The 17,431-nt window shown below is 66.0% G+C and carries 21 protein-coding genes, 1 pseudogene and 1 riboswitch; of the genes and pseudogenes, 6 read left to right on the forward strand and 16 right to left on the reverse strand.

Translation table 11 applies throughout. The annotated features are described in order from the left end of the window. The first annotated feature begins 90 nt into the window (after window positions 1-90). From V7Z98_RS14010 to V7Z98_RS14030, 5 genes are all read left to right on the forward strand, one after another. Entirely contained in the window at window positions 91-1,272 is a 1,182-nt protein-coding gene (locus V7Z98_RS14010; RefSeq protein WP_334158655.1) for a PepSY-associated TM helix domain-containing protein, read from the forward strand. A 97-nt stretch (window positions 1,273-1,369) separates the two neighbouring features. Further along, a complete protein-coding gene (locus V7Z98_RS14015) occupies window positions 1,370-2,347 on the forward strand; it encodes a ParB/RepB/Spo0J family partition protein (RefSeq protein ID WP_334158656.1) in 978 nt (325 codons plus the stop codon). 479 nt (window positions 2,348-2,826) lie between these two features. Then, the gene (locus V7Z98_RS14020) at window positions 2,827-3,165 is read left to right on the forward strand and encodes a YXWGXW repeat-containing protein (RefSeq protein ID WP_334158657.1); all 339 of its coding nucleotides are present in this window, start codon (window positions 2,827-2,829) and stop codon (window positions 3,163-3,165) included. A gap of 136 nt (window positions 3,166-3,301) precedes the next feature. Then, window positions 3,302-3,868 carry a hypothetical protein gene (locus tag V7Z98_RS14025; RefSeq protein ID WP_334158658.1) on the forward strand — a complete coding sequence of 189 codons (567 nt, stop codon included), beginning with the start codon at window positions 3,302-3,304 and terminating at the stop codon, window positions 3,866-3,868. 83 nt (window positions 3,869-3,951) lie between these two features. After that, window positions 3,952-4,329, forward strand: a complete 378-nt coding sequence (locus V7Z98_RS14030) for a cysteine rich repeat-containing protein (RefSeq protein ID WP_334158659.1) — start codon at window positions 3,952-3,954, stop codon at window positions 4,327-4,329. Between the two features lie 765 nt (window positions 4,330-5,094). Here V7Z98_RS14030 and ahpF read toward each other — a convergent pair. From ahpF to V7Z98_RS14045, 3 genes are all read right to left on the reverse strand, one after another. Next, on the reverse strand, window positions 5,095-6,657 hold the full coding sequence (gene ahpF, locus V7Z98_RS14035; protein ID WP_334158660.1) for an alkyl hydroperoxide reductase subunit F: 1,563 nt from the start codon (window positions 6,655-6,657) through the stop codon (window positions 5,095-5,097). A 174-nt stretch (window positions 6,658-6,831) separates the two neighbouring features. Further along, complete coding sequence (gene ahpC, locus V7Z98_RS14040) at window positions 6,832-7,401, reverse strand: alkyl hydroperoxide reductase subunit C (protein ID WP_293260623.1); 570 nt, start codon at window positions 7,399-7,401, stop codon at window positions 6,832-6,834. Between the two features lie 193 nt (window positions 7,402-7,594). Further along, window positions 7,595-8,479, reverse strand: coding sequence for an acyl-CoA thioesterase (locus V7Z98_RS14045; RefSeq protein ID WP_334158661.1), 885 nt, complete (start codon window positions 8,477-8,479; stop codon window positions 7,595-7,597). 180 nt (window positions 8,480-8,659) lie between these two features. Continuing rightward, window positions 8,660-8,876, reverse strand: a riboswitch (cobalamin riboswitch). 203 nt (window positions 8,877-9,079) lie between these two features. Here V7Z98_RS14045 and V7Z98_RS14050 point away from each other — a divergent pair. Continuing rightward, a pseudogene (locus V7Z98_RS14050) lies at window positions 9,080-9,319 on the forward strand (methyltransferase); the annotation flags it as partial. A gap of 163 nt (window positions 9,320-9,482) precedes the next feature. Here V7Z98_RS14050 and V7Z98_RS14055 read toward each other — a convergent pair. The 13 genes from V7Z98_RS14055 to V7Z98_RS14115 form a co-directional block, all read right to left on the reverse strand. Further along, window positions 9,483-9,980, reverse strand: coding sequence for a phage virion morphogenesis protein (locus V7Z98_RS14055; RefSeq protein ID WP_334158662.1), 498 nt, complete (start codon window positions 9,978-9,980; stop codon window positions 9,483-9,485). Next, complete coding sequence (locus tag V7Z98_RS14060) at window positions 9,958-10,797, reverse strand: phage head morphogenesis protein (RefSeq protein WP_334158663.1); 840 nt, start codon at window positions 10,795-10,797, stop codon at window positions 9,958-9,960. Before V7Z98_RS14060 ends, V7Z98_RS14055 begins: the two co-directional genes overlap by 23 nt. Then, window positions 10,798-12,312, reverse strand: coding sequence for a DUF935 domain-containing protein (locus tag V7Z98_RS14065; RefSeq protein WP_334158664.1), 1,515 nt, complete (start codon window positions 12,310-12,312; stop codon window positions 10,798-10,800). Window positions 12,313-12,315: 3 nt separating this feature from the next. After that, window positions 12,316-13,794, reverse strand: a complete 1,479-nt coding sequence (locus V7Z98_RS14070; RefSeq protein WP_334158665.1) for a hypothetical protein — start codon at window positions 13,792-13,794, stop codon at window positions 12,316-12,318. After that, window positions 13,791-14,090, reverse strand: coding sequence for a hypothetical protein (locus V7Z98_RS14075; RefSeq protein WP_334158666.1), 300 nt, complete (start codon window positions 14,088-14,090; stop codon window positions 13,791-13,793). Before V7Z98_RS14075 ends, V7Z98_RS14070 begins: the two co-directional genes overlap by 4 nt. A 3-nt stretch (window positions 14,091-14,093) precedes the next feature. After that, window positions 14,094-14,618: a DUF3486 family protein gene (locus V7Z98_RS14080; RefSeq protein WP_334158667.1), complete on the reverse strand. Its 525-nt coding sequence runs from the start codon at window positions 14,616-14,618 to the stop codon at window positions 14,094-14,096. 3 nt (window positions 14,619-14,621) lie between these two features. Beyond that, complete coding sequence (locus V7Z98_RS14085) at window positions 14,622-14,933, reverse strand: hypothetical protein (RefSeq protein ID WP_334158668.1); 312 nt, start codon at window positions 14,931-14,933, stop codon at window positions 14,622-14,624. Further along, complete coding sequence (locus V7Z98_RS14090; protein ID WP_334158669.1) at window positions 14,926-15,315, reverse strand: hypothetical protein; 390 nt, start codon at window positions 15,313-15,315, stop codon at window positions 14,926-14,928. Before V7Z98_RS14090 ends, V7Z98_RS14085 begins: the two co-directional genes overlap by 8 nt. Continuing rightward, window positions 15,312-15,548, reverse strand: coding sequence for a TraR/DksA C4-type zinc finger protein (locus V7Z98_RS14095; RefSeq protein WP_334158670.1), 237 nt, complete (start codon window positions 15,546-15,548; stop codon window positions 15,312-15,314). The genes V7Z98_RS14090 and V7Z98_RS14095 overlap by 4 nt, the downstream gene beginning before the upstream one ends. Next, the gene (lysC, locus tag V7Z98_RS17905; protein ID WP_442951848.1) at window positions 15,545-15,814 is read right to left on the reverse strand and encodes an Rz1-like lysis system protein LysC; all 270 of its coding nucleotides are present in this window, start codon (window positions 15,812-15,814) and stop codon (window positions 15,545-15,547) included. The genes V7Z98_RS14095 and lysC overlap by 4 nt, the downstream gene beginning before the upstream one ends. Before the next feature lie 243 nt (window positions 15,815-16,057). Then, the gene (locus tag V7Z98_RS14105; protein ID WP_334158672.1) at window positions 16,058-16,264 is read right to left on the reverse strand and encodes a hypothetical protein; all 207 of its coding nucleotides are present in this window, start codon (window positions 16,262-16,264) and stop codon (window positions 16,058-16,060) included. Next, entirely contained in the window at window positions 16,251-16,784 is a 534-nt protein-coding gene (locus V7Z98_RS14110) for a lysozyme (protein ID WP_334158673.1), read from the reverse strand. The genes V7Z98_RS14105 and V7Z98_RS14110 overlap by 14 nt, the downstream gene beginning before the upstream one ends. A gap of 113 nt (window positions 16,785-16,897) precedes the next feature. Further along, entirely contained in the window at window positions 16,898-17,416 is a 519-nt protein-coding gene (locus V7Z98_RS14115; protein ID WP_334158674.1) for a hypothetical protein, read from the reverse strand. Window positions 17,417-17,431: the final 15 nt, after the last annotated feature.

Below are 17,431 nucleotides of genomic sequence, written 5' to 3' on the forward strand. Positions count from 1 at the left end.
TTCCCTCGTGGGGGGTACCTGCCCCCCTTTTTTGGCGCAGCCTTCGGGCTGCGCATTTTTTTACCCCGACCAACCTGAATCCCCGATCCCATGCGCATCCGCCGCCTGTGCTCCCTGCTGCACCGCTACACCGGCCTGGCCCTGGCCGCTTTGGTGGGCCTCGCCGCCGTCACCGGCAGCCTTCTCGTCTTCACCCCGGAACTGGACCGGCTGCTCAATCCGGAGCTGCTCACCATCGCCCCGCCTCGGGCGGATGCTGTGCCCCGGCCCCTGGCCGAGCTGCTCGACACTGCCCGGCGCAACCATCCCGCCCACCAAGCGGTGTCCATTACCCCGCCGGCCCGCCCGGGCGATGCCACGGCGGTGTGGCTGAAACAACCCCGGGCCGGCGAGCCGGGGCGCTTCGACTGGCTCCAGGCCCTGTTCGACCCCTACAGCGGCCGCGAGCTGGGCGCCCGGGAACGCAGCCGCATCGACTTCAGCCGGACCGGTCTGCTGCACCTCGTCAACCACCTGCACGGCCAGTTGCTGCTCGGCGAGTTCGGCCTGTGGCTGATGGCCGGCGCCGCCCTGGCCTGGAGCCTCACCTCCCTGGCTGGCCTCTACCTGTGGTGGCCGGGCCGGCGCAAGCTGCGCCTAGCCCTGACGGTCAAGCGCAATGCCGGAACGGGGCGCCTGCTGTTCGACCTGCACCGGGCCGCCGGCTTCTACACCCTGCCCGTGCTGCTCGTCCTGGCCGTCACCGGCATGTACATGGCCCGGCCCGCCACCGTGAAGCCGGTGGTGGGCTGGTTCGCCCCCCTGGACGCGGACAAGCCGCCCCGGGTCGAGCCACGCTCCGGCCAGGCACCCCTGACCCCGGACGAGGCGGTGGCCGCCGCCCAGGCCGCCCTGCCCCAGGGCGCCCTCAAGCGCATCGGCCTGCCCCAATCGCCCCGGGACGCCTACGCCGTCTCGTTCCTGCTGCCTGGCGAGGTGCGCCGCCCCAGCGGCGGCCGCAGCACGGTGTGGGTCGATCCCTGGCGCGGCAACGCGCTGCGGGTCAAGGACGCCACCCGCCTGCCCGCCGGCGAGGCCTACCTGGCCTGGCAAACGCCTCTGCACACCGGCAGCGCCTTCGGCCTGCCCAGCCGCCTGCTGGTGGCCGCCGCCGGCCCCCTGGCCTTGCTGCTGGCCGCCACCGGGGTGCTGATGTGGCTGCGCCGGGGCAAAAAGCCCAAAGCAGCCGGCCAGGCGGTGCGTCCGCTGGAAACCGCCGCCGTCAAGCCTTGAAAACCCTGGCAAAAAGTCGCACCATGCCGCCCCTTTTTGCCCCCGCCCACGGCGGGGGATTTTGTTTTCTTCTTTTGCTTCGTTTGCAGGAACGGCCATGGCCTTCAAGGACACCCCACCCGATTTCAAGCTGATCGACTTGGCGTTGATCGACCCGGACCCGGAACACCCGCGCAAGCAGGTGGATACCGCCGGACTGAAGGCCCTGGTGGCCTCGATCCAGGCCAAGGGGCTGATCCAGCCCCTGATCGTGCAACCCGCCGGTAGCGATGGGCGGCATCGCCTGATCGTCGGCGAGCGCCGCTGGCGCGCCGCCATGCTCGCCGGCGAAACCCGGGTGCCGGCCCTGGTGCGCCCCTGCGCCGCGGAGGAGGCCCTTGAGATCCAGGTCTTCGAGAACCTGGGCCAGGGCGTGCGCGCGCCCTTGGAGAGCCGGGAGATGGCCAACGCCATCCAGGCCATCGCCCAGCGCTTCGACAGCCGCGAGGCCGCCGCCGAGCACTTCGGCCGGCCCCAATCCTGGCTCAACCAGGCCACCGCCGCCGCCAACCTGTCGCCCAAGGTCAGCGCCCTGCTCGACTCGGGCAAGATCACCAGCACCGCCACCGCCATCCAGTTGGAAAAGCTGGCGCAGAAGAACGAAGCTCGGGTGGATACCCTGATCGAACAGGTGCAGGACGGCGCGAAGCTGGCCAAGCAGGCGGTGGAAAGCGCCCTCTCTGCCGAAGGCCTGAAGCGCGGTCGCAAGAAGGCGGAAGCGTCCGAACCACCGGCTCCTGCCGCTGCGGCGGCCGGCGGACACGGCGATGGGGCCGGGGCAGCCGCAGCCGCTGTACCGGGCCAACCCGGTGCCGCCGCTGAGTCCGGTGCAGCCACCGCGCCTGCCGCTCCGGCCATGCCCTCCGCTGCCGAGGCACCGGCCGAGGCTCCGGCCACCCCGCGCCACATCAATCCGGGCAAGGCTCGCCGTGCCGCCCAGCTGCTGGGGCTGTCCGACGACGACAAGGACGCCCTGCTGGCCCGCCTGATCGACGAATTCCTGGCCCTCAAGGGCGAGTCCGACCCACCCTTCTGATCGTCGCTCCGGTAGCCCCGCGCCATGGCGCGGGGCGGCTTGCCGCTCCCTAATCCCCCATCCCCGTTTCTCCCCTTCCTCCGCCGGCCGCCTGGGCCGGCGGACGGCATCCCGGCCAGTTCGGCCAACTCGGCCTCGGCCGGTCATCCCGCCGGTCTTAAGCAGCCCCATTCCTCACCCCCCGCCCGTGGCGGCGGCTGCGGCCATGCCCCATGGCAAGGCGGCCGGGCCGTTCTGTATCGAAATCCTTACATTTTTTTACGCGCTTTCGGCGTGATGGCCGCGTTTTAGGTCAGATCACGGTCAAACGTCAGGATTAATGTGATTTCGCCCCGGCCAGGACGGTCGCCCCCCGGCCCTCAACCCTGGCGTAATGGCTGCATTGGCAGGGATTTACCGGAACGCGACGGCGCTTTTACGCCACGCTCCGCCGATTCCGGAACAAGCCGCCATTTACGGGTTTTTATCCGAGATCGCATATGAACAAGCCATCCGCCTTCCTCGTCCCGCTGCTGGCCTGCACCCTGGCCCTGGGCGCCTGTACCGTGGTGCCGCCCCGGGTGACGATCAGCGGCCCCAGCGTGGCCGTGGTCGCCCCCGTGGCCCCGCCGCCGCCCCGAGTGGAAGTGATCCCCGAGGCCCCGGGCCGTGATTTCTTCTGGGTGCCCGGCTACTGGCACTGGGAAGGCAACCAGCACCGCTGGATCGAGGGCCACTGGGAACGCCACCGGGAGCGGGAGCACTGGGTGCCCCACCGCTGGGACCGGGATGACCAGGGCCAGTGGCGCCTGAGCGGCGGTTACTGGCACCACGACTGATCCGATTCCACCGGCAACGGGGAGGCAGTTGCGCCCCGGCCGCCCTAGCCGTCTTGCCTGACACCGACCGAGCCTTCACGCAGTCCCCGCCACGCCCAGGCGCCATCGCAATGCGCCGCCCTATCAGGAGAACGCCATGCTGATCCGCAAGACCCTTATCGCCCTCGCCGTGTGCACCCTGTGCGCCGGCGCCGCCTTCGCCCAGACCAGCACCAGCCCGACCCCGCCCAGCGGCGGCAACCCGGCCGTGAACCAGGACAACCGCGACATCCGCCAGGATCGCCGCGATCTGCGCCAGGACAATCGGGACATCCGCCAGGACCGCAGCAACATCGCCAACGACCGGACCGACCTGCGCCAGGACCGCAACCAGCTCAACCAGGACCGCAGTGCCGACCAACAGGCCGCCGCCCAGCGCCGCCAGGACCTCAACACCCTGCGCAACGACCGCCAGAGCGGCAACTCCGCCGCCCTCGCCCAGGACCGCCAGAACCTGCGCCGCGACGATTCCACCCTGCGCCAGGACAACCGGGCAGTGCAGCGGGATCGCCGCGACATCGGCAACGACCGCCGCGACCTGCGCCAGGACCGCCAGGATCTGCACACCGACCGGGCCGACCGCCGCCAGGACCACCGCGACCTGAACGCCGACCGGGCCGAACGCCGCAACGACGCCCGCACCGCCCGCCCGCACCGGGGCTGAGCGCCGCCCAGGACACCCTTGCCGGCCCCGGAAGGTTCGCGCCTCCGGGGCCGTTTTACATCCTCCGCCCCTCAGGTGACGCCATGTTCCGCAACTCCACCCGTACCGCCCTCCGCCGCGCCCAGCCCCTGCTCCTCGCCCTCGCCGGCCTGCCCGCGATCGCCCAGGCCCAGACGCCCCCCGCCTGCCAGGCCGACGTCCAGAAGTTCTGCCCCGGCTCCGGCCCCGCCCAGGAATGCCTGCTCGACCACCAGCAGGACATTTCCGACGGCTGCTACAACGCCCTCAAGCAGCGCCTGGACAACCAGCGTGGCCTGGCCGCCTGCAAACAGGACGTAGGCCGCCTCTGCCAAGGCGTCCAACCCGGCGGCGGCCGCATCGTGAACTGCCTGCTGGACCACCAGAAGGAAGTGTCGGACGGGTGCTACGACATGCTGGCGAAGCGGAATAAACGGCCGTGATCAGCGCTTTCAAGGAAAACCCCGTCTAAGCCAACCCGACAGAGTTTTCAAGCGCCACGTTTATGACTTATGGATGGTGATAAACATTCCCACACTTGTGACAAAGCCAACTATCCAACCAGTATTGATACTGCCCTGGCCACTCCTTAGAGTTGAACTGGGTCGCAGCATAAGCGAAATACCCTCCTGCTGCGATCAATAGCAAACCAAACAGGAAAGGCCCTGTACTACCACCCAAACAAAAAAGACCAATAATAGCCGCGCTTAGCGGTCCCTTGAGGGAACGTTTTTGCGGTGGGGTTGCCTTTTGCGCCAGAATCGACTGGGAAGTACCAGAAGTTTTAGTCACGGCACCACTTAAACCGAGTGCGCCCCCCAAGCTCCCAACGCCCGCAGTATGACTCTTAGCATTGATATCTTGGGTTCCCCCTTCAAAAACAACCTGTAGTCTCTGAGTGTTTTCAGAGCCGCATTTTTCACACTGCATATATCCCCATTTTTTACCGGATTAACACAATTCCATGACATTTTAGCAGTATGCATATCGCTAAAAATAGGAAAATTCACCGCCTTTGAAACCTTAAACAATTATAACGCCACATCCCACAACAAAATTCCATTTGCAAATTAATAATATTGGCTGGAATTTTTCCGATCATACAGAAACCACCCCCATCTATTTGATAATTAAACATTATTTAAAAGCCAGAAAAAAGCCCACCCCGGTTCCCCAGGGCGGGCTTTTTGTTGCTGCGGCGGTAAAACTTACGCCGTCACCGACGTGCGGATCAGGTGATCGAAGGCGGCGAGGCTGGCCTTGGCGCCTTCGCCCATGGCGATGATGATCTGCTTGTAGGGCACCGTGGTGCAGTCGCCCGCGGCGAAGACGCCGGGGACCGTGGTCTGGCCCTTGTCGTCGATGATGATCTCGCCTCGGCTGGACAGTTCCACCGTGCCTTTGAGCCAGTCGGTGTTGGGTAGCAGGCCGATCTGGACGAAGATGCCTTCCAGTTCCACCTTCTTCGTTTCACCGCTCGCCCGGTCCTTGTACACCAGGCCGTTGACCTTCTGGCCGTCGCCGGTGACTTCGGTGGTCTGGGCCTGGGTGATGACGGTGACGTTGGGCAGGCTGTGGAGCTTCTTTTGCAGCACGGCGTCGGCGCGCAGTTCGGCACCGAACTCCAGCAGGGTGACGTGGGCGACGATGCCAGCCAGGTCGATGGCTGCCTCCACACCGGAGTTGCCGCCGCCGATCACCGCCACGCGCTTGCCCTTGAACAGGGGACCGTCGCAGTGGGGGCAGTAGGCCACGCCCTTGGTGCGGTACTCGGCTTCGCCGGGCACGCCCATCTCGCGCCAGCGGGCGCCGGTGGAAAGGATCACCGTCTTGCTCTTGAGCACTGCGCCGTTGGCCAGGGTGACCTCGGCGGGCTTGCCGTCGGCGGCGGGCTTGAGGCCCACGGCGCGTTGCAGGTTCATGATGTCCACGTCGTAGTCGCGCACGTGCTGTTCCAGGGCCATGGCCAGCTTGGGGCCTTCGGTTTCCTTCACCGAGATGAAGTTCTCGATGCCCAGGGTGTCGAGCACCTGGCCGCCGAAGCGCTCGGCCGCCACGCCGGTGCGGATGCCCTTGCGGGCGGCGTAGATGGCGGCGGCGGCGCCGGCCGGGCCGCCCCCCACCACCAACACGTCGAACACGTCCTTCTGGGCGATCTTCTCGGCGGCCCGGGCGGCGGCACCGGTGTCGAGCTTGGCGATGATTTCGCCCAGTTCCATGCGGCCCTGGCCGAACAGTTCGCCGTTGAGATAGACGGCGGGCACGCCCATGATCTGGCGGTCTTCCACTTCCTTCTGGAACATGCCGCCGTCGATCATCACCGCTTCGAAGCCGGGGTTGAGCACGGCCAGGGTGTTGAGGGCCTGCACCACGTCCGGGCAGTTGTGGCAGGACAGGGAGACGAAGGTCTCGAAGCTGAACTTGCCTTCCAGGCCCTTGATCTGCGCGATCACGTCGGCTTCGATCTTGGGCGGGTGGCCGCCGCTTTGCAGCAGGGCCAGCACCAGGGAGGTGAACTCGTGGCCCATGGGGATGCCGGCGAAGTGGATGCGCGGGGTCTCGCCGGCCTTGGCGATGGCGAAGGACGGGCGACGGGCGGCGGTGCCGTTCTCGCGCAGGGTCACCTTGGGCGACAGTTCGGCGATGTCCAGCAGCAGGCCGCGCATTTCCTGGGCCTTGGCAGAATCGTCCAGGGAGGCCACCAGTTCGATGGGCTGGACGAGCTTTTCAAGGTAGGCCTTGAGCTGGGTCTTGATGTTGGTGTCGAGCATGGCGGTCTCCCGAAGAATCTGGATGGGAATTGGGGAATTGCAGGGGGAAAACGTCTGAGCCTGATGGCAGGCGCCTTGCCGCTGGGATCCCGGAACCGGGCAACATCTTGCCCGCCCCCCGGGCCGGGGCCCGGGGGTTGGTTCCTGCTTGGGGTTGGGGCGCTGCGGTGGCGCTTAGATCTTGCCGACCAGGTCCAGGGACGGGGCCAGGGTGGCGTCGCCTTCCTTCCACTTGGCGGGGCAGACTTCGCCCGGGTGGGAGGCCACGTACTGGGCGGCCTTGACCTTGCGCAGCAGCTCGGCAGCGTCGCGGCCAATGCCGCCGGCGTTGATCTCGATGATCTGGATCTTGCCCTGGGGGTCGATCACGAAGGTGCCGCGCTCGGCCAAGCCGGCTTCTTCGATCATCACGCCAAAGTTGCGGGTGATGGCGCCGGTGGGATCGCCGATCATCGGGTAGGTGATCTTACCGATGGTCTCGGAGCTGTCGTGCCAGGCCTTGTGGGTGAAGTGGGTGTCGGTGGAAACGGAGTAGATTTCCACGCCCAGCTTCTGGAACTCGCCGTAGGTGTCGGCCAGGTCGCCCAGTTCGGTCGGGCAGACGAAGGTGAAGTCGGCGGGGTAGAAGAAGACCACGGACCACTTGCCCTTCAGGTCGGCGTCGGAGACGGGAACGAACTTGCCGGCGTGGAAGGCGGTGGCGTTGAACGGCTTGATTTCGGTGTTGATCAGGGAGGTGCTCATCAGTGATTCTCCTTAGCTGGTTGTGGCAAATCGGGTTGGGGTTGGGTACTGCGATGGATGCATCTTAGGGGCCCTCCGCCAGTTAATCCAGTCAATTGTCTTCATATTGAAAATAGCAAAAGACTATAGACCGCCCATCCCCGCCCCGGACCGCCCTTGCCCTGGGGCCGGGCGGTCCTTGCCCAGTGCCGGATCAGCCCGGGTGCGTGCCGCGGAACGGCTGGGGCACCGGCGTGGGACGTCCATCGTAGCCCACCGCCACCAGCACGAAGCGGCCCCGGGTGCACAGGCGGCGCCGGCCGCTCAACAGGTCTTCGCCGTACATCAGCACGTCCACCGTCATCGAAGTGTTGCCCACCGCCACCACCCGGGCGGCGAGATCGACGATCTCGCCTTCCAGCACCGGGGCGTGAAAGTCGATGCGCTCGGAAGCAGCCATCACCACCGGCAACCGGGCGTAGCGGGTGGCAGCCACCATGGCGGCCTTGCCCAGGCGGGCCAGGGCCTCGCCGCCGAACAGGGTGCCGTGGTGGTTGGTGTGGCCGGGGAAGACGATCTCCACCAGATGGGTGACCGGCCCCAGGCCGGCCAGGATCACCGGGTCCGGGGCCGCCGGCGGGGTGGCGCTGCCCTCCCCCACCGCCACCAGCACGAAGCGGGCGGTGGCGCAGGTTTCCCGTGTCCCCCGGGTCATGTCCTCGGCGGCCAGCACTACTTCCACCTCCACCGAGCGGTTGCCGCGGCGCGCCACCCTGCCCGACAGCTCCACCAGCCGCCCCTGGGGGATCGGGCGGAGGAAGTCGATGGCCCCGGTGCTGGCGGTGACCATGGGGCGCCGGGTTTCCCGGGTGGCGACGAGAAAAGCCAGCTTGTCCATCATCGCCAGGGCGGCGCCGCCGAAGAGGGTGCCGTGGTGGTTGGCCTGGTCGGGAAAGACCACGTCCACCAGCACCGTGGGCGACAGCACCGGCAGGGTGTCAGCGGCGGGAACGGAAGAATCGGGGAAATCGTGGGAATCGAGGGGTCGAGCGGTGGCCGTCCCCGCGACGGCGGCCTGCTCCAGTGCTTCCATGCGCATGCGCATCTCCTGAAGGGTGCGGAGCGGGCGTGGCCGGAACGACGGGAGCGAAAGCGGCAGGCCACCCGGACGGGCGGCCATGACGGACCGGCGCAGCCGCAGGGAGCGGACGCCGGGCCAGGACAGCGGTTGCAGATGCGCGCATTCCATTCCTCCGGGGACACCCCGCCCCACTTGGATTGATGAAAGAACGCCGCGGCAGGTCTCCTGGCTTGCGGGTCGCCGCATCGCGCCAGCCTTCCCGGCATGACATCGCCAGTGGCAAAGAATGGGCGCGACACTCGCCGCTTACAGTTGCGGGGGCAGCTCCGGACTGGGATTCGGGGAGGTTTCCCCCAATCCGCACCGGATTCCCTTTTCATCCCCGGGACGGGGAACCGAAGCCCGGGCAGGGTAGCGCGCTGCGGTGCAGCACGTCAAACGGGCACCGGGCGGCGGCCCTTGCGGCAAACGCCGGACGAGCCCGCACCGGCATGCCTCGCCGTACCGGCACCGTGTCGTTGTGCAGCAGCGCCCCCCGCGCGTTGCTCCGGACCCGGGGCCTCTCTACAATCGCCGCTCCCGGGGCAGCCGCCCCGCCTTACCGAGCGTGGCCCCGTCATGAGCGACATCCCCCAACTCTGCTGGACCGACGGCGACGGCCCCCACAGCGCCCGCTGGCGCTCGGAAAACGGCAGCCCGCCGCCCAAGAAGGTGCAGCTCGCCGACGACACCCTGAACGCCGACGCCGCCTACCGGCTGACCTGCGAGGGCACCGCCCTGCTCTGGCGCGGCGACTTCCACAACGCCCGGCAGTTGCTCCAGGCCCTGGCCCGGCGCGCCGACAAGCCCAGCCCGGCGGCGCGCAAGATGAGAGGGGCTGAGATAAATAAAGGGGAAGCGGCGAGATAAATCCGGGAAGAATCCGGATGATCCGGGAAGTGCTGGGATGGCCGCCGCAAAAACCTTGCAGTATTGGAAATAAGAACGGCCGACGTCTCGAAGCGCGTTCCAAGGCGCTAGTTTAACCGGCCGCCTTGCTCAGGTAGCGGCTGACCGCGCTGAGGATGTGCTCTTCGCCGCTGGCCGTGATCACCAGGAACGGGCGAGCCGGGATATTGGAGCCGGGATGCTGGACCCGTTTGACGTATCGGCCACCGAAAGCCAGGGCTTTCTTGTGCCTCGGGGCGATCACGTGGGGGCTGGTCTTGCCGCCGAACTGGTGGATCGCCGCATAGACCTTATTGGTGCCGACCCAGGCGCTGTTCGCATCACTCCCTGGTTCGATAGAGGCAGCGAGCTGGCCACTGTCCTGGAGGATTTTCCCGCCGATGCGGCGCTTGGCTACTGGCGGTTTCAGCCCCAACCACCTGGGCCGCCCCTGCTGGGCGAAGTTCTCCTCCACCTCATGGTGCATGATGCCGGCGATCTCCCTCATGACCGGCGCCAGATTGGCCGCAGACCTGCCAAGCCGTGCAAGAGCTTCGGCGATCTGGGGGCTATTTTCCCGGATTTCGATCATGGTATTGCTTGACCAGGTCGGGGGCGTACTTGGATAGATCGGGTTGCCAGGCTGCCTTGCCCGGGTTGTAGCTCCAGCCGGGATCGGGAGCCACGTACCTCTGCGGAGCGTACTCGAATCGGGTCACCTCAGCCGTTGGGGCATCGGTCCGCGCCGACGTCGGCACCTGGATCTGCGAGAGGCGCCCTTTCGAGCTGGAAAGATCGAGGCCGCGTTCCTTGAGATTGTCACCGTCCAGGGCGCGCACCCGGCAGCGGCAGTTGTAGCCGTTGGGCGGATAGAAGCTCTCCCAAAAGGGATCGTCGGCCCGAAACACCAGGCCGTTCATGGCGGCGTGAGTTGGGCGGGTTCGGCGGTCCATCACGGCGGTGTATTGCCAGTACGGCCGCGCCTCGACGTTCTCCATGAACGCCTTGTAGCGACCGGCCATGTAGGCCGTCTGCAGGTTGGTCTGGTAGATGGTCTTCAGCCGCCAGGGGGTGAGCCCCTTGCCTTTCACTTCCCCCGTGCGGGTATCCACCTGGGCGTCGCGCCCCCACCAGCCCCGGCGCTGCAGGGTTGGAATGAGAGCCTTCTCGAAGTCGGAATAGGTCTGGCCGGTGGCCAGGGCCTTGTCGACCGCCTGACGGATGTCCTGCAGCATGTCCATCTTCATGACGCCGGCGACGGTGAAGGCTTTGGCCTGGGCCGCCTGCCACACGTCGAGCCAACTCCAGGAGATGGCGTAACCCTTCTGCCGGAAGTATTCGATGGCCTTCTCGGGCGGCAACTGGAGGGCATACAGGAGGTCGATGTTGGAGGGATCGGTGGTGGCCATCTATGCCTCCGCCTCGGCCGACAGCCGGCCCCAAATCTCGGCCACGAAGATGGCACGGGCCAGCATCTCCTCCAGGAAAGCCGTGTCCATCTCAGGATAAACGTCGGCGATGCGGGCCATCGCTTCCTGGGGATCGCCCCCCTTCTGGATGTACTGGACCACGGGCTTGAGCGCCTTTTCCATCGCAGCCTGGGCCTGGTCGGCCGGTAGGCCGTCAATGGCGGCATCGAGGGCCTGTTGATCGGCGAAGGACTCGCCGCCCTCGGCAAAGTCGGCCGGCGGTGGAAGGATCGGCTTCTGGCCCGAGGCCGGCACCACCTCCCACTTGCCGCCGTAGTCCTCCTGGATCTGCTCAAGGGTCGGCCGGAAGCCGATGCCGTGGATGTTCTTGTCCCGCTCGCTGCGGGCCTTCAGATCCTCGGGGCGTTTGACCTGGCGCCAGATCTTCGGCGGCCGGGCCCCGGGGCAGTTGTAGGCGGTCAGCCAGGGCGACAGGGTTGCGTTGAGGGTTGCCGAGAGCAGGTCCGCATCGGCCTGAACCAGCTCCAGGCGTACCTCCTCCCGGGCAACGGCCGCCGAGGCCAGGGCGCCACCGCTGCCCTTGGAGGTTGGCGACTCGCCCAGCACGGCGAAAGTCATCTCCTCGTCCATGTAGCGACAGAACTGCTCGTAGCTCACCGTGCCGCTGCGCTGGGCCTCCAGGTACTCGATGATCATCCCTTCCGGAATCGTCACGCCGGCATCCTGAGCGATGGCGCCCAGGGCCGACAGGAGCTTGCTCTTGTCGCTTTCGGTCGTACCGTTGGGGTATTTCCCCACTGCGGTCGGACTGCCAAACTTGTCCAGAAAGGTCAGCCAGAAGGTGATGTCCTGGCGCTTGAAGAAGGCCGGCCAAAACAGCCGGGAGCCCAGGCCGTGGCCGTAGGGACTGCCGTCCTTGGCGCCAAAGCTATGGACGATGAACTTGCGGGCCGGCACCGGATCGCCGGGGATCAGGTTCTGGAAGGTCTTGAGGCGCAGCTTGTAGTCCACGTCGAAGTTGAACCGCCGCTGGTCCCGGGAGCGCACCTCCCGCACCACCACCTCGCTACCGTCCCGGCCCCACATGATCTCGCCCACGGCAAAGCCCTTGAGCAAGGCGTCCAGCAGGTTGTAGCAGACCAGATCGAAGTTGCTGGCCACCACCACCTGATCGCCGGGGGTGTCGAGAGCGGGCACGCCGATGTTGGCGAGCTGGGCCCGCACCATGTCGGCGGCCTGCACGTCCCGCGGATCTTCCGATGCGGGATCGACCTGCCAGGGCCGGGCTACCACCGCCAGCTTGCGCTTCTGCAGCAGGCCATAGGCGTGGCAGTCGCGCTCGATGTCGTCGTAGATCTTGTAGCTGATGCTGGCGCCACGGGTCAGCAGGGTATCGTCCTGCACCCGCAGGATGCCCATGAACGACGGGAAGGTGATGTCCTTCTGGACGGTGGCGACTTCCTGTCGCAGGTCGGTCGGTAGGGTTTCGGCCATGGGTTATCCCAGGTAGTCGGCGTACTGGGCAGAAGCGCGGATCTGGCCCAGGGCTTGGAATTCGATAGGAGCCGGTTCCATCTCGAACACGGCGTGGGTGGCCAGCGCCAGGGCAATGGCGGTATCGCCGTGGCGGTCGCGACCGTCGCTGCCACGCCCCCGGGTGCTGTCGGGCACCTTGGCCACGCCCTTCTCCATGCGGATGGCGCGCAGGTCGGCCAGGACGTCGGCGTCCTTGGGTAGCTGCAGGGTACGGTCCTCGATGGCGGCCTTGAACTGGGGCATGTTGTCCCGGTACCACTCAGTGGAGAGCATCACCTGGGCAATGCGGCTGGCGCCGAACTCCTGCATGGCCACCTCGGCCAGATACTGGCCGTTGCCTCGGGCATCCATCGCCCCGGCGCGAAAGCGCGGCAGCCGACGCACCAGGTAGAAGAGGATCTGCTTCTGCTGCTCGAAGGGAATGTTGCGCAGCTCGACCACGAACGGAGTGACCAGGCCGAGGGCCTGGGTCTGGGCCAGAGGCCAGATGGCGGTCAAGTCGCCGGAGCGGGCGAAGTCCTCGCCGAAGAAGTGGTCCTGCTCGGGATCGAGCCGGAGCAGCAGCGGCAGCAGCTTCTCGTCGCACCAGTCCTTGATCTCGCCTTCTCGAAGATGGGCGGCCAGCAGGGAGAAGCCGTCGGGCTGCGCCAGGCGCAGCACCGGGATGCCTTCCGCCATGCACGCCTCGATCTGGGCCCGGGTCAGGTAAGCGCCGCTGCCGGAGCTGGGGATTACGTCTAGTTCCTCGGCCGCGTGGTCGCCGTAGAAGGCGTACATCTCGGCCACCCAGGCCGCCTCGGCCTCGGGCGTCCACTCCCGGCCGGTGGAGAGGCAGATGCGCTTGAAGAGGCCCTGGGCGACGGCCGCCTTGAACTCGATGCGGTGCAGGCTGTAGGGCACCTTTTTGGCCCGGCAGTCCAGTACCAGCTCGTTGAACGGGTTGGCATCCCCGTCGTGGGTGCTGACGATGCGGACCTTGCCGCCCCACATGAGCAGCGCCATGGCTGCCTTGATCAGGCCCTGCAGGTCGTCGTGGAAGGCGGCCTCGTCGATCACGACGCGGCCCTGCTTGCCCCGGAGGTTGGACGGGCGGCTGGAGAGCGCGGTAACGCGAAATCCGGAAGCGAACTTGATGACAAAGGTCAGGATGTCCTTGTCTTCGTCCTTGATGACTTCTTCCTCCATCTCGCCGGCGGCGAGCTGGTAGTGCTTGGCCCAGAAGCCGACGTCGCGGATGAACTCCTTGGCCATGTCCTGGTTGTAGCCGATGTACCAGGTGTCATCACCGCCGGCGCTGCGGTCGGCGGCACCAGTCAAGGCGGCATCAGCCGCCTCGGCCCAGGACAGGCCGACCCGCCGCGACTTCTCGCAGACCTTGACGGCCGCCCGGTCGGCGATCCAGTCCTGCTGGTACGGGAGGAGGACAGTCGGGGCCATCATTCCATCTGTCCTTCGACAGCGATGCGAATGCAGGCTGCTTCTCCGGCGCTGTGGCCGTAGCAATCCAGCCAAGCCTTAGTCGTTACCGGGGCTTCGCTGCGCTCAAAACCGACGATCACACCGTGGATACGGTGTTTTTTTCCATAGCCGAGGCTGAGCACAACTTCCCGCCCAACAGAGCAGGTTTTCTCATTCCAGCGTGTCCCATAGCGCCGGAATTCGGTGTTTTTTTCTCCTGCTTGGAAGGCAAGAAAGAATTCACGTTTGAGGGGGATGAATAGCGGCTTCTGGTCCATGGCTTAACCTGCGATCCCCAGAATTTCCCGGCGGATGGTGTCCACCGCCTCGGCACTGAGGCCGCCCTTCTTGGCGACCTGGGTGACGGCCTCGGCCGCCGTCCGGGCCTTTTCCCGGACTTCAGCCAGCCATTTCTTCTGGCCGACGGTGGCCCGGGACAGCTCGGCGATGGCCTTGGCGGCGCTGGCGATGTTCAGCGGCTTCTTGGGATCGACCTGGAAGTCGAGCATCACCTGGAACAGCTTCTCCTGCACCAGGCGCATCAGCGCCTCGGAAACTGCACCTTCCTCATCCGGCGCAGCATCGACGATGGCCTTGGCCTGCTGGCTGGCCAGCTTGAGGGTGGCCAGGCGCTCCTCGAACTGCGATCCGTAACGGTGGATGCTGCTCTTGCCGATGTCGAAGCCACGCTTCTTCAGTTCGGCGGCCAGCTGCTCGTAGCCGCTGAAGTTACCTTCCACCAGGGCCGCATCGAGCCACGCCTTCACCGCCGGCGGCAACCCCTCGATCTTCGAGCGCTTGGCCATGGGTCAGGAAGCCCAGTATTTATGCGGACGGGCAATGCCCGGGTCGCAGTCGACGGTGTATTCCGCCACGTCGGTGCCAAACCGGGTCAGGTCCGCCAGCCAGCGCCCAGCCGGGTCTTTCTTCAGCTCGACAAGATCCCGGTCGGCCAGGTAATCCAGCTCCCGGCGCAGTTCCAGGGGCGAGGCATCCGCATAGGTGCTCTGGATCACGGCTAGCACCGTCTCTTCCCAGGCCCCGATGGGACGGGCGTTATTGAGGGTCAGCAGGATCTGCCAGCGGATCGACTCCCGCCGCACCTTGACCAGATCAACCATGGGTGGCTCCCTTCAGTTGCACCACTTCGAGCTTGTTGTAGAGGGCATCGAGCTTGGCCTCGATGACGGATTGGCCGCGGATGTAGTCATCTCGGCGCACGTAATAGATAGGCAATTCGGCCTTCCATTCGAGGAAGTCCCGCTCCAGGGCGGCGACCTGTTCGGCGGTGCGCTTGCCCTCTTCGGCATAGGTATCGATGGCCTCCCGCAGCGCCTTGGCCCCAGTCTCGCGGGCCTGCTCCTGGGCCTTGAATCTTTCTTCCAGGCGCTTATCGATCTGGGCCCCCAGTACTTTGGCAAAACCGAAGATGCAGGCCAGGAAGGTGAGGAGCAGGCCGATCAGGAAGGTCAGCAACGTCCACAGGTCAACCTGCATCGTCATCGGGCAGCCCTCCGCAGGCCATGCTCCAGCTCCTGCTGGCAGGCCACGCAGGTCTGCACGCCAGGCAGCGCCCGGCGCCGGGCTTCGGGAATCGCTTTCTCGCAGACCTGGCAATGCTCGGCCGAGTCCGCAATGCTCTTGTCGGAAAGCCCGGCGCGGCGGGCTTGGTCGCGCAGCGCATCAGCGAGCAGCTCTGCTTCGCGCTCTTGGGCGCTGTCGAATACGTCGGTCACATCGATTCTTTCTCAGTGACCTTCAACCAGTCGATCAACCCCTGGTGCCGATCCCGGCACTGGTGATACACCTTCGCCACCGCGACGTGGTTCGCCAGCAGATCCGTCAGGCTTCCACTCCCCGGCTGCGGCAGCGGCGGGCAAGGCGCCATCCTCGCCGCCGGCGGTGCCAGCGTCGGCGCCATCGTTCGCGGCCCGCCAGAGGCGCAGGCCGTCAGGGTCAAGGCCGCACTGGCTGCCAGGGCCAGCAAGATGCTTCTGCGCATAGGTGACAACTCCCTTTTGAATGGTGTTGAAAGCGGCCTCGGTCTTGGCAGCCCGAGCCTCCGACTGCTGCTCCACCACCTGGCCGGCGGCGGCTGCCTGGTCGTGTTTCTCGACAGCGACCTCCAGGGCCTTTCCCTGCTCGGCCTGGTTGGCGGTTTGCTCGTTGGATTTGCCGATGAAGTAGCCGGCGACGAAGAGGACCAGCCCGGCCAGAACTGCAATCAGGATCGATGTGGCTTTGCTCATTTCAGGCTGACCCCCTGGGCGGTGAGCAGGCGCAGCACGGCATTGCCACCGGCCAGGAACACCATCCCCCAGCCATACACGCTGCCGGGCACATAGGGCTGGATCAGATGGGCATTGGCCTCGATGGCCGCAAGGGCCGCGACGACGGCGTTGAAGCGGATCGTCCGGCTCCGCCACCAGGGCTTGGGTTCACGCGAGCGCATTGGCGGCCTCCGGGGTCAGAAAAAGAGCTTGTTCATCGCCCCGGCGCGTGACCAGTCCGGCCAGTTTCTTGCCTTCGGAGTAGATCCAGCGGCCGAATTGCTCGGCCGCGCCAGCAATGTCGCCAGCCTTCAACTTCCGGAAGAGCGTGGAGGTCTCGAAGGCGCTCAGGCCGACGTTGAAAGCGAAGCTCACCAGGGCATCGAACTGGTTCTGGTTGAGGCCCGGGAGGACGGCATTCAGGTAGGTCTCGACGGCGCCAACGTCGGTGGCCAGGATGGCTTCCGCCTTGGCCAGGGTGATCCCGTTCGTGTAGAGCGACCGTGCAAGAGCCTTGTCGGCCGACCCTCTGAGAATGCGTCCATTGAAGCGGATGGCGTGCCCCCAGCCGATGGTCCAGATGCCCACCGGGTCCATGTAGGGGTCGAAGTTCGGCGTGCTCGGGTCGCCGTCGCGGATGCCCTCATGGCGCTTGATCAGCGCGAGGCAGCGCGGGGATGCGGTTTTGCGTTGGGTAGCCATGCCCGCAGGCTACGCGCGCGCGGGAGTGCGAATAAGGCGGAAAGGCTTCCGGAAAAAGGGAAAGGGCGCCGAAGCGCCCTATCTCGTAGTCATTCTCTGAAGCGGTTGGCCGATTACGAATTCGGCTTATCCAGCTTTTTCTTCACCAGCCCTTTTTTCTCATCGAACCAGACGGTGTATTTGCGCCCGTCATCATCGCCGACGAATTGCTCCAGCTCACCGTTGATGGCGTCTTCCAGGATCATCCAGCCAATGACCCCAGGCTGGACGCGCAGTCGCTCGGTCGACATATGGCGGCCCTGAAAAAAGACCATGCTCTTCATGAACTCGCAGGGATTCGTGCATTCGGCGACGGCATAAGCGCCAGGCGCGGCAGCGTTCTTGAGGAAGACCTGGTACTTGCCATCCAGCCGCCCGGCGTATCGGGCCATCATGAGCGAACTGGCCGCCTGCCCCTTGTTGCGCTCATCGACAGAAACCTTGCGCTCATAGCCGTATTCGTACCCATCCTTGAGCGAGTAGTTGTGGGTCTTTACCGGCGGGGCCGGCTCGGCAGGCTGCTGCTGGGGCGGCGCCTGCTCCCCGCAGCCCACCACAACAAGCGCCAGCATCACGACAAACAGATTCCGCATACGTCCCCCTGTAAA

This window comes from Oryzomicrobium sp. (genome assembly GCF_036820405.1).
Taxonomy (GTDB): Bacteria; Pseudomonadota; Gammaproteobacteria; order Burkholderiales; family Rhodocyclaceae; genus Oryzomicrobium.

Bases quoted from the DNA above. Each gene is read 5' to 3' on its own strand.
- V7Z98_RS14020 (WP_334158657.1), top strand. From the start codon at position 2,827: ATGAACAAGCCATCCGCCTTCCTCGTCCCGCTGCTGGCCTGCACCCTG.
- V7Z98_RS14030 (WP_334158659.1), top strand. From the start codon at position 3,952: ATGTTCCGCAACTCCACCCGTACCGCCCTCCGCCGCGCCCAGCCCCTG.
- V7Z98_RS14075 (WP_334158666.1), bottom strand. From the start codon at position 14,090: ATGGACCAGAAGCCGCTATTCATCCCCCTCAAACGTGAATTCTTTCTT.
- lysC (WP_442951848.1), bottom strand. From the start codon at position 15,814: ATGCGCAGAAGCATCTTGCTGGCCCTGGCAGCCAGTGCGGCCTTGACC.
- ahpF (WP_334158660.1), bottom strand. From the start codon at position 6,657: ATGCTCGACACCAACATCAAGACCCAGCTCAAGGCCTACCTTGAAAAG.
- V7Z98_RS14105 (WP_334158672.1), bottom strand. From the start codon at position 16,264: ATGCGCTCGCGTGAACCCAAGCCCTGGTGGCGGAGCCGGACGATCCGC.
- V7Z98_RS14110 (WP_334158673.1), bottom strand. From the start codon at position 16,784: ATGGCTACCCAACGCAAAACCGCATCCCCGCGCTGCCTCGCGCTGATC.
- V7Z98_RS14010 (WP_334158655.1), top strand. From the start codon at position 91: ATGCGCATCCGCCGCCTGTGCTCCCTGCTGCACCGCTACACCGGCCTG.
- V7Z98_RS14090 (WP_334158669.1), bottom strand. From the start codon at position 15,315: ATGACGATGCAGGTTGACCTGTGGACGTTGCTGACCTTCCTGATCGGC.
- V7Z98_RS14045 (WP_334158661.1), bottom strand. From the start codon at position 8,479: ATGCGCATGGAAGCACTGGAGCAGGCCGCCGTCGCGGGGACGGCCACC.
- V7Z98_RS14115 (WP_334158674.1), bottom strand. From the start codon at position 17,416: ATGCGGAATCTGTTTGTCGTGATGCTGGCGCTTGTTGTGGTGGGCTGC.
- V7Z98_RS14080 (WP_334158667.1), bottom strand. From the start codon at position 14,618: ATGGCCAAGCGCTCGAAGATCGAGGGGTTGCCGCCGGCGGTGAAGGCG.
- V7Z98_RS14015 (WP_334158656.1), top strand. From the start codon at position 1,370: ATGGCCTTCAAGGACACCCCACCCGATTTCAAGCTGATCGACTTGGCG.
- V7Z98_RS14065 (WP_334158664.1), bottom strand. From the start codon at position 12,312: ATGGCCGAAACCCTACCGACCGACCTGCGACAGGAAGTCGCCACCGTC.
- V7Z98_RS14025 (WP_334158658.1), top strand. From the start codon at position 3,302: ATGCTGATCCGCAAGACCCTTATCGCCCTCGCCGTGTGCACCCTGTGC.
- ahpC (WP_293260623.1), bottom strand. From the start codon at position 7,401: ATGAGCACCTCCCTGATCAACACCGAAATCAAGCCGTTCAACGCCACC.
- V7Z98_RS14055 (WP_334158662.1), bottom strand. From the start codon at position 9,980: ATGATCGAAATCCGGGAAAATAGCCCCCAGATCGCCGAAGCTCTTGCA.
- V7Z98_RS14070 (WP_334158665.1), bottom strand. From the start codon at position 13,794: ATGATGGCCCCGACTGTCCTCCTCCCGTACCAGCAGGACTGGATCGCC.
- V7Z98_RS14060 (WP_334158663.1), bottom strand. From the start codon at position 10,797: ATGGCCACCACCGATCCCTCCAACATCGACCTCCTGTATGCCCTCCAG.
- V7Z98_RS14085 (WP_334158668.1), bottom strand. From the start codon at position 14,933: ATGGTTGATCTGGTCAAGGTGCGGCGGGAGTCGATCCGCTGGCAGATC.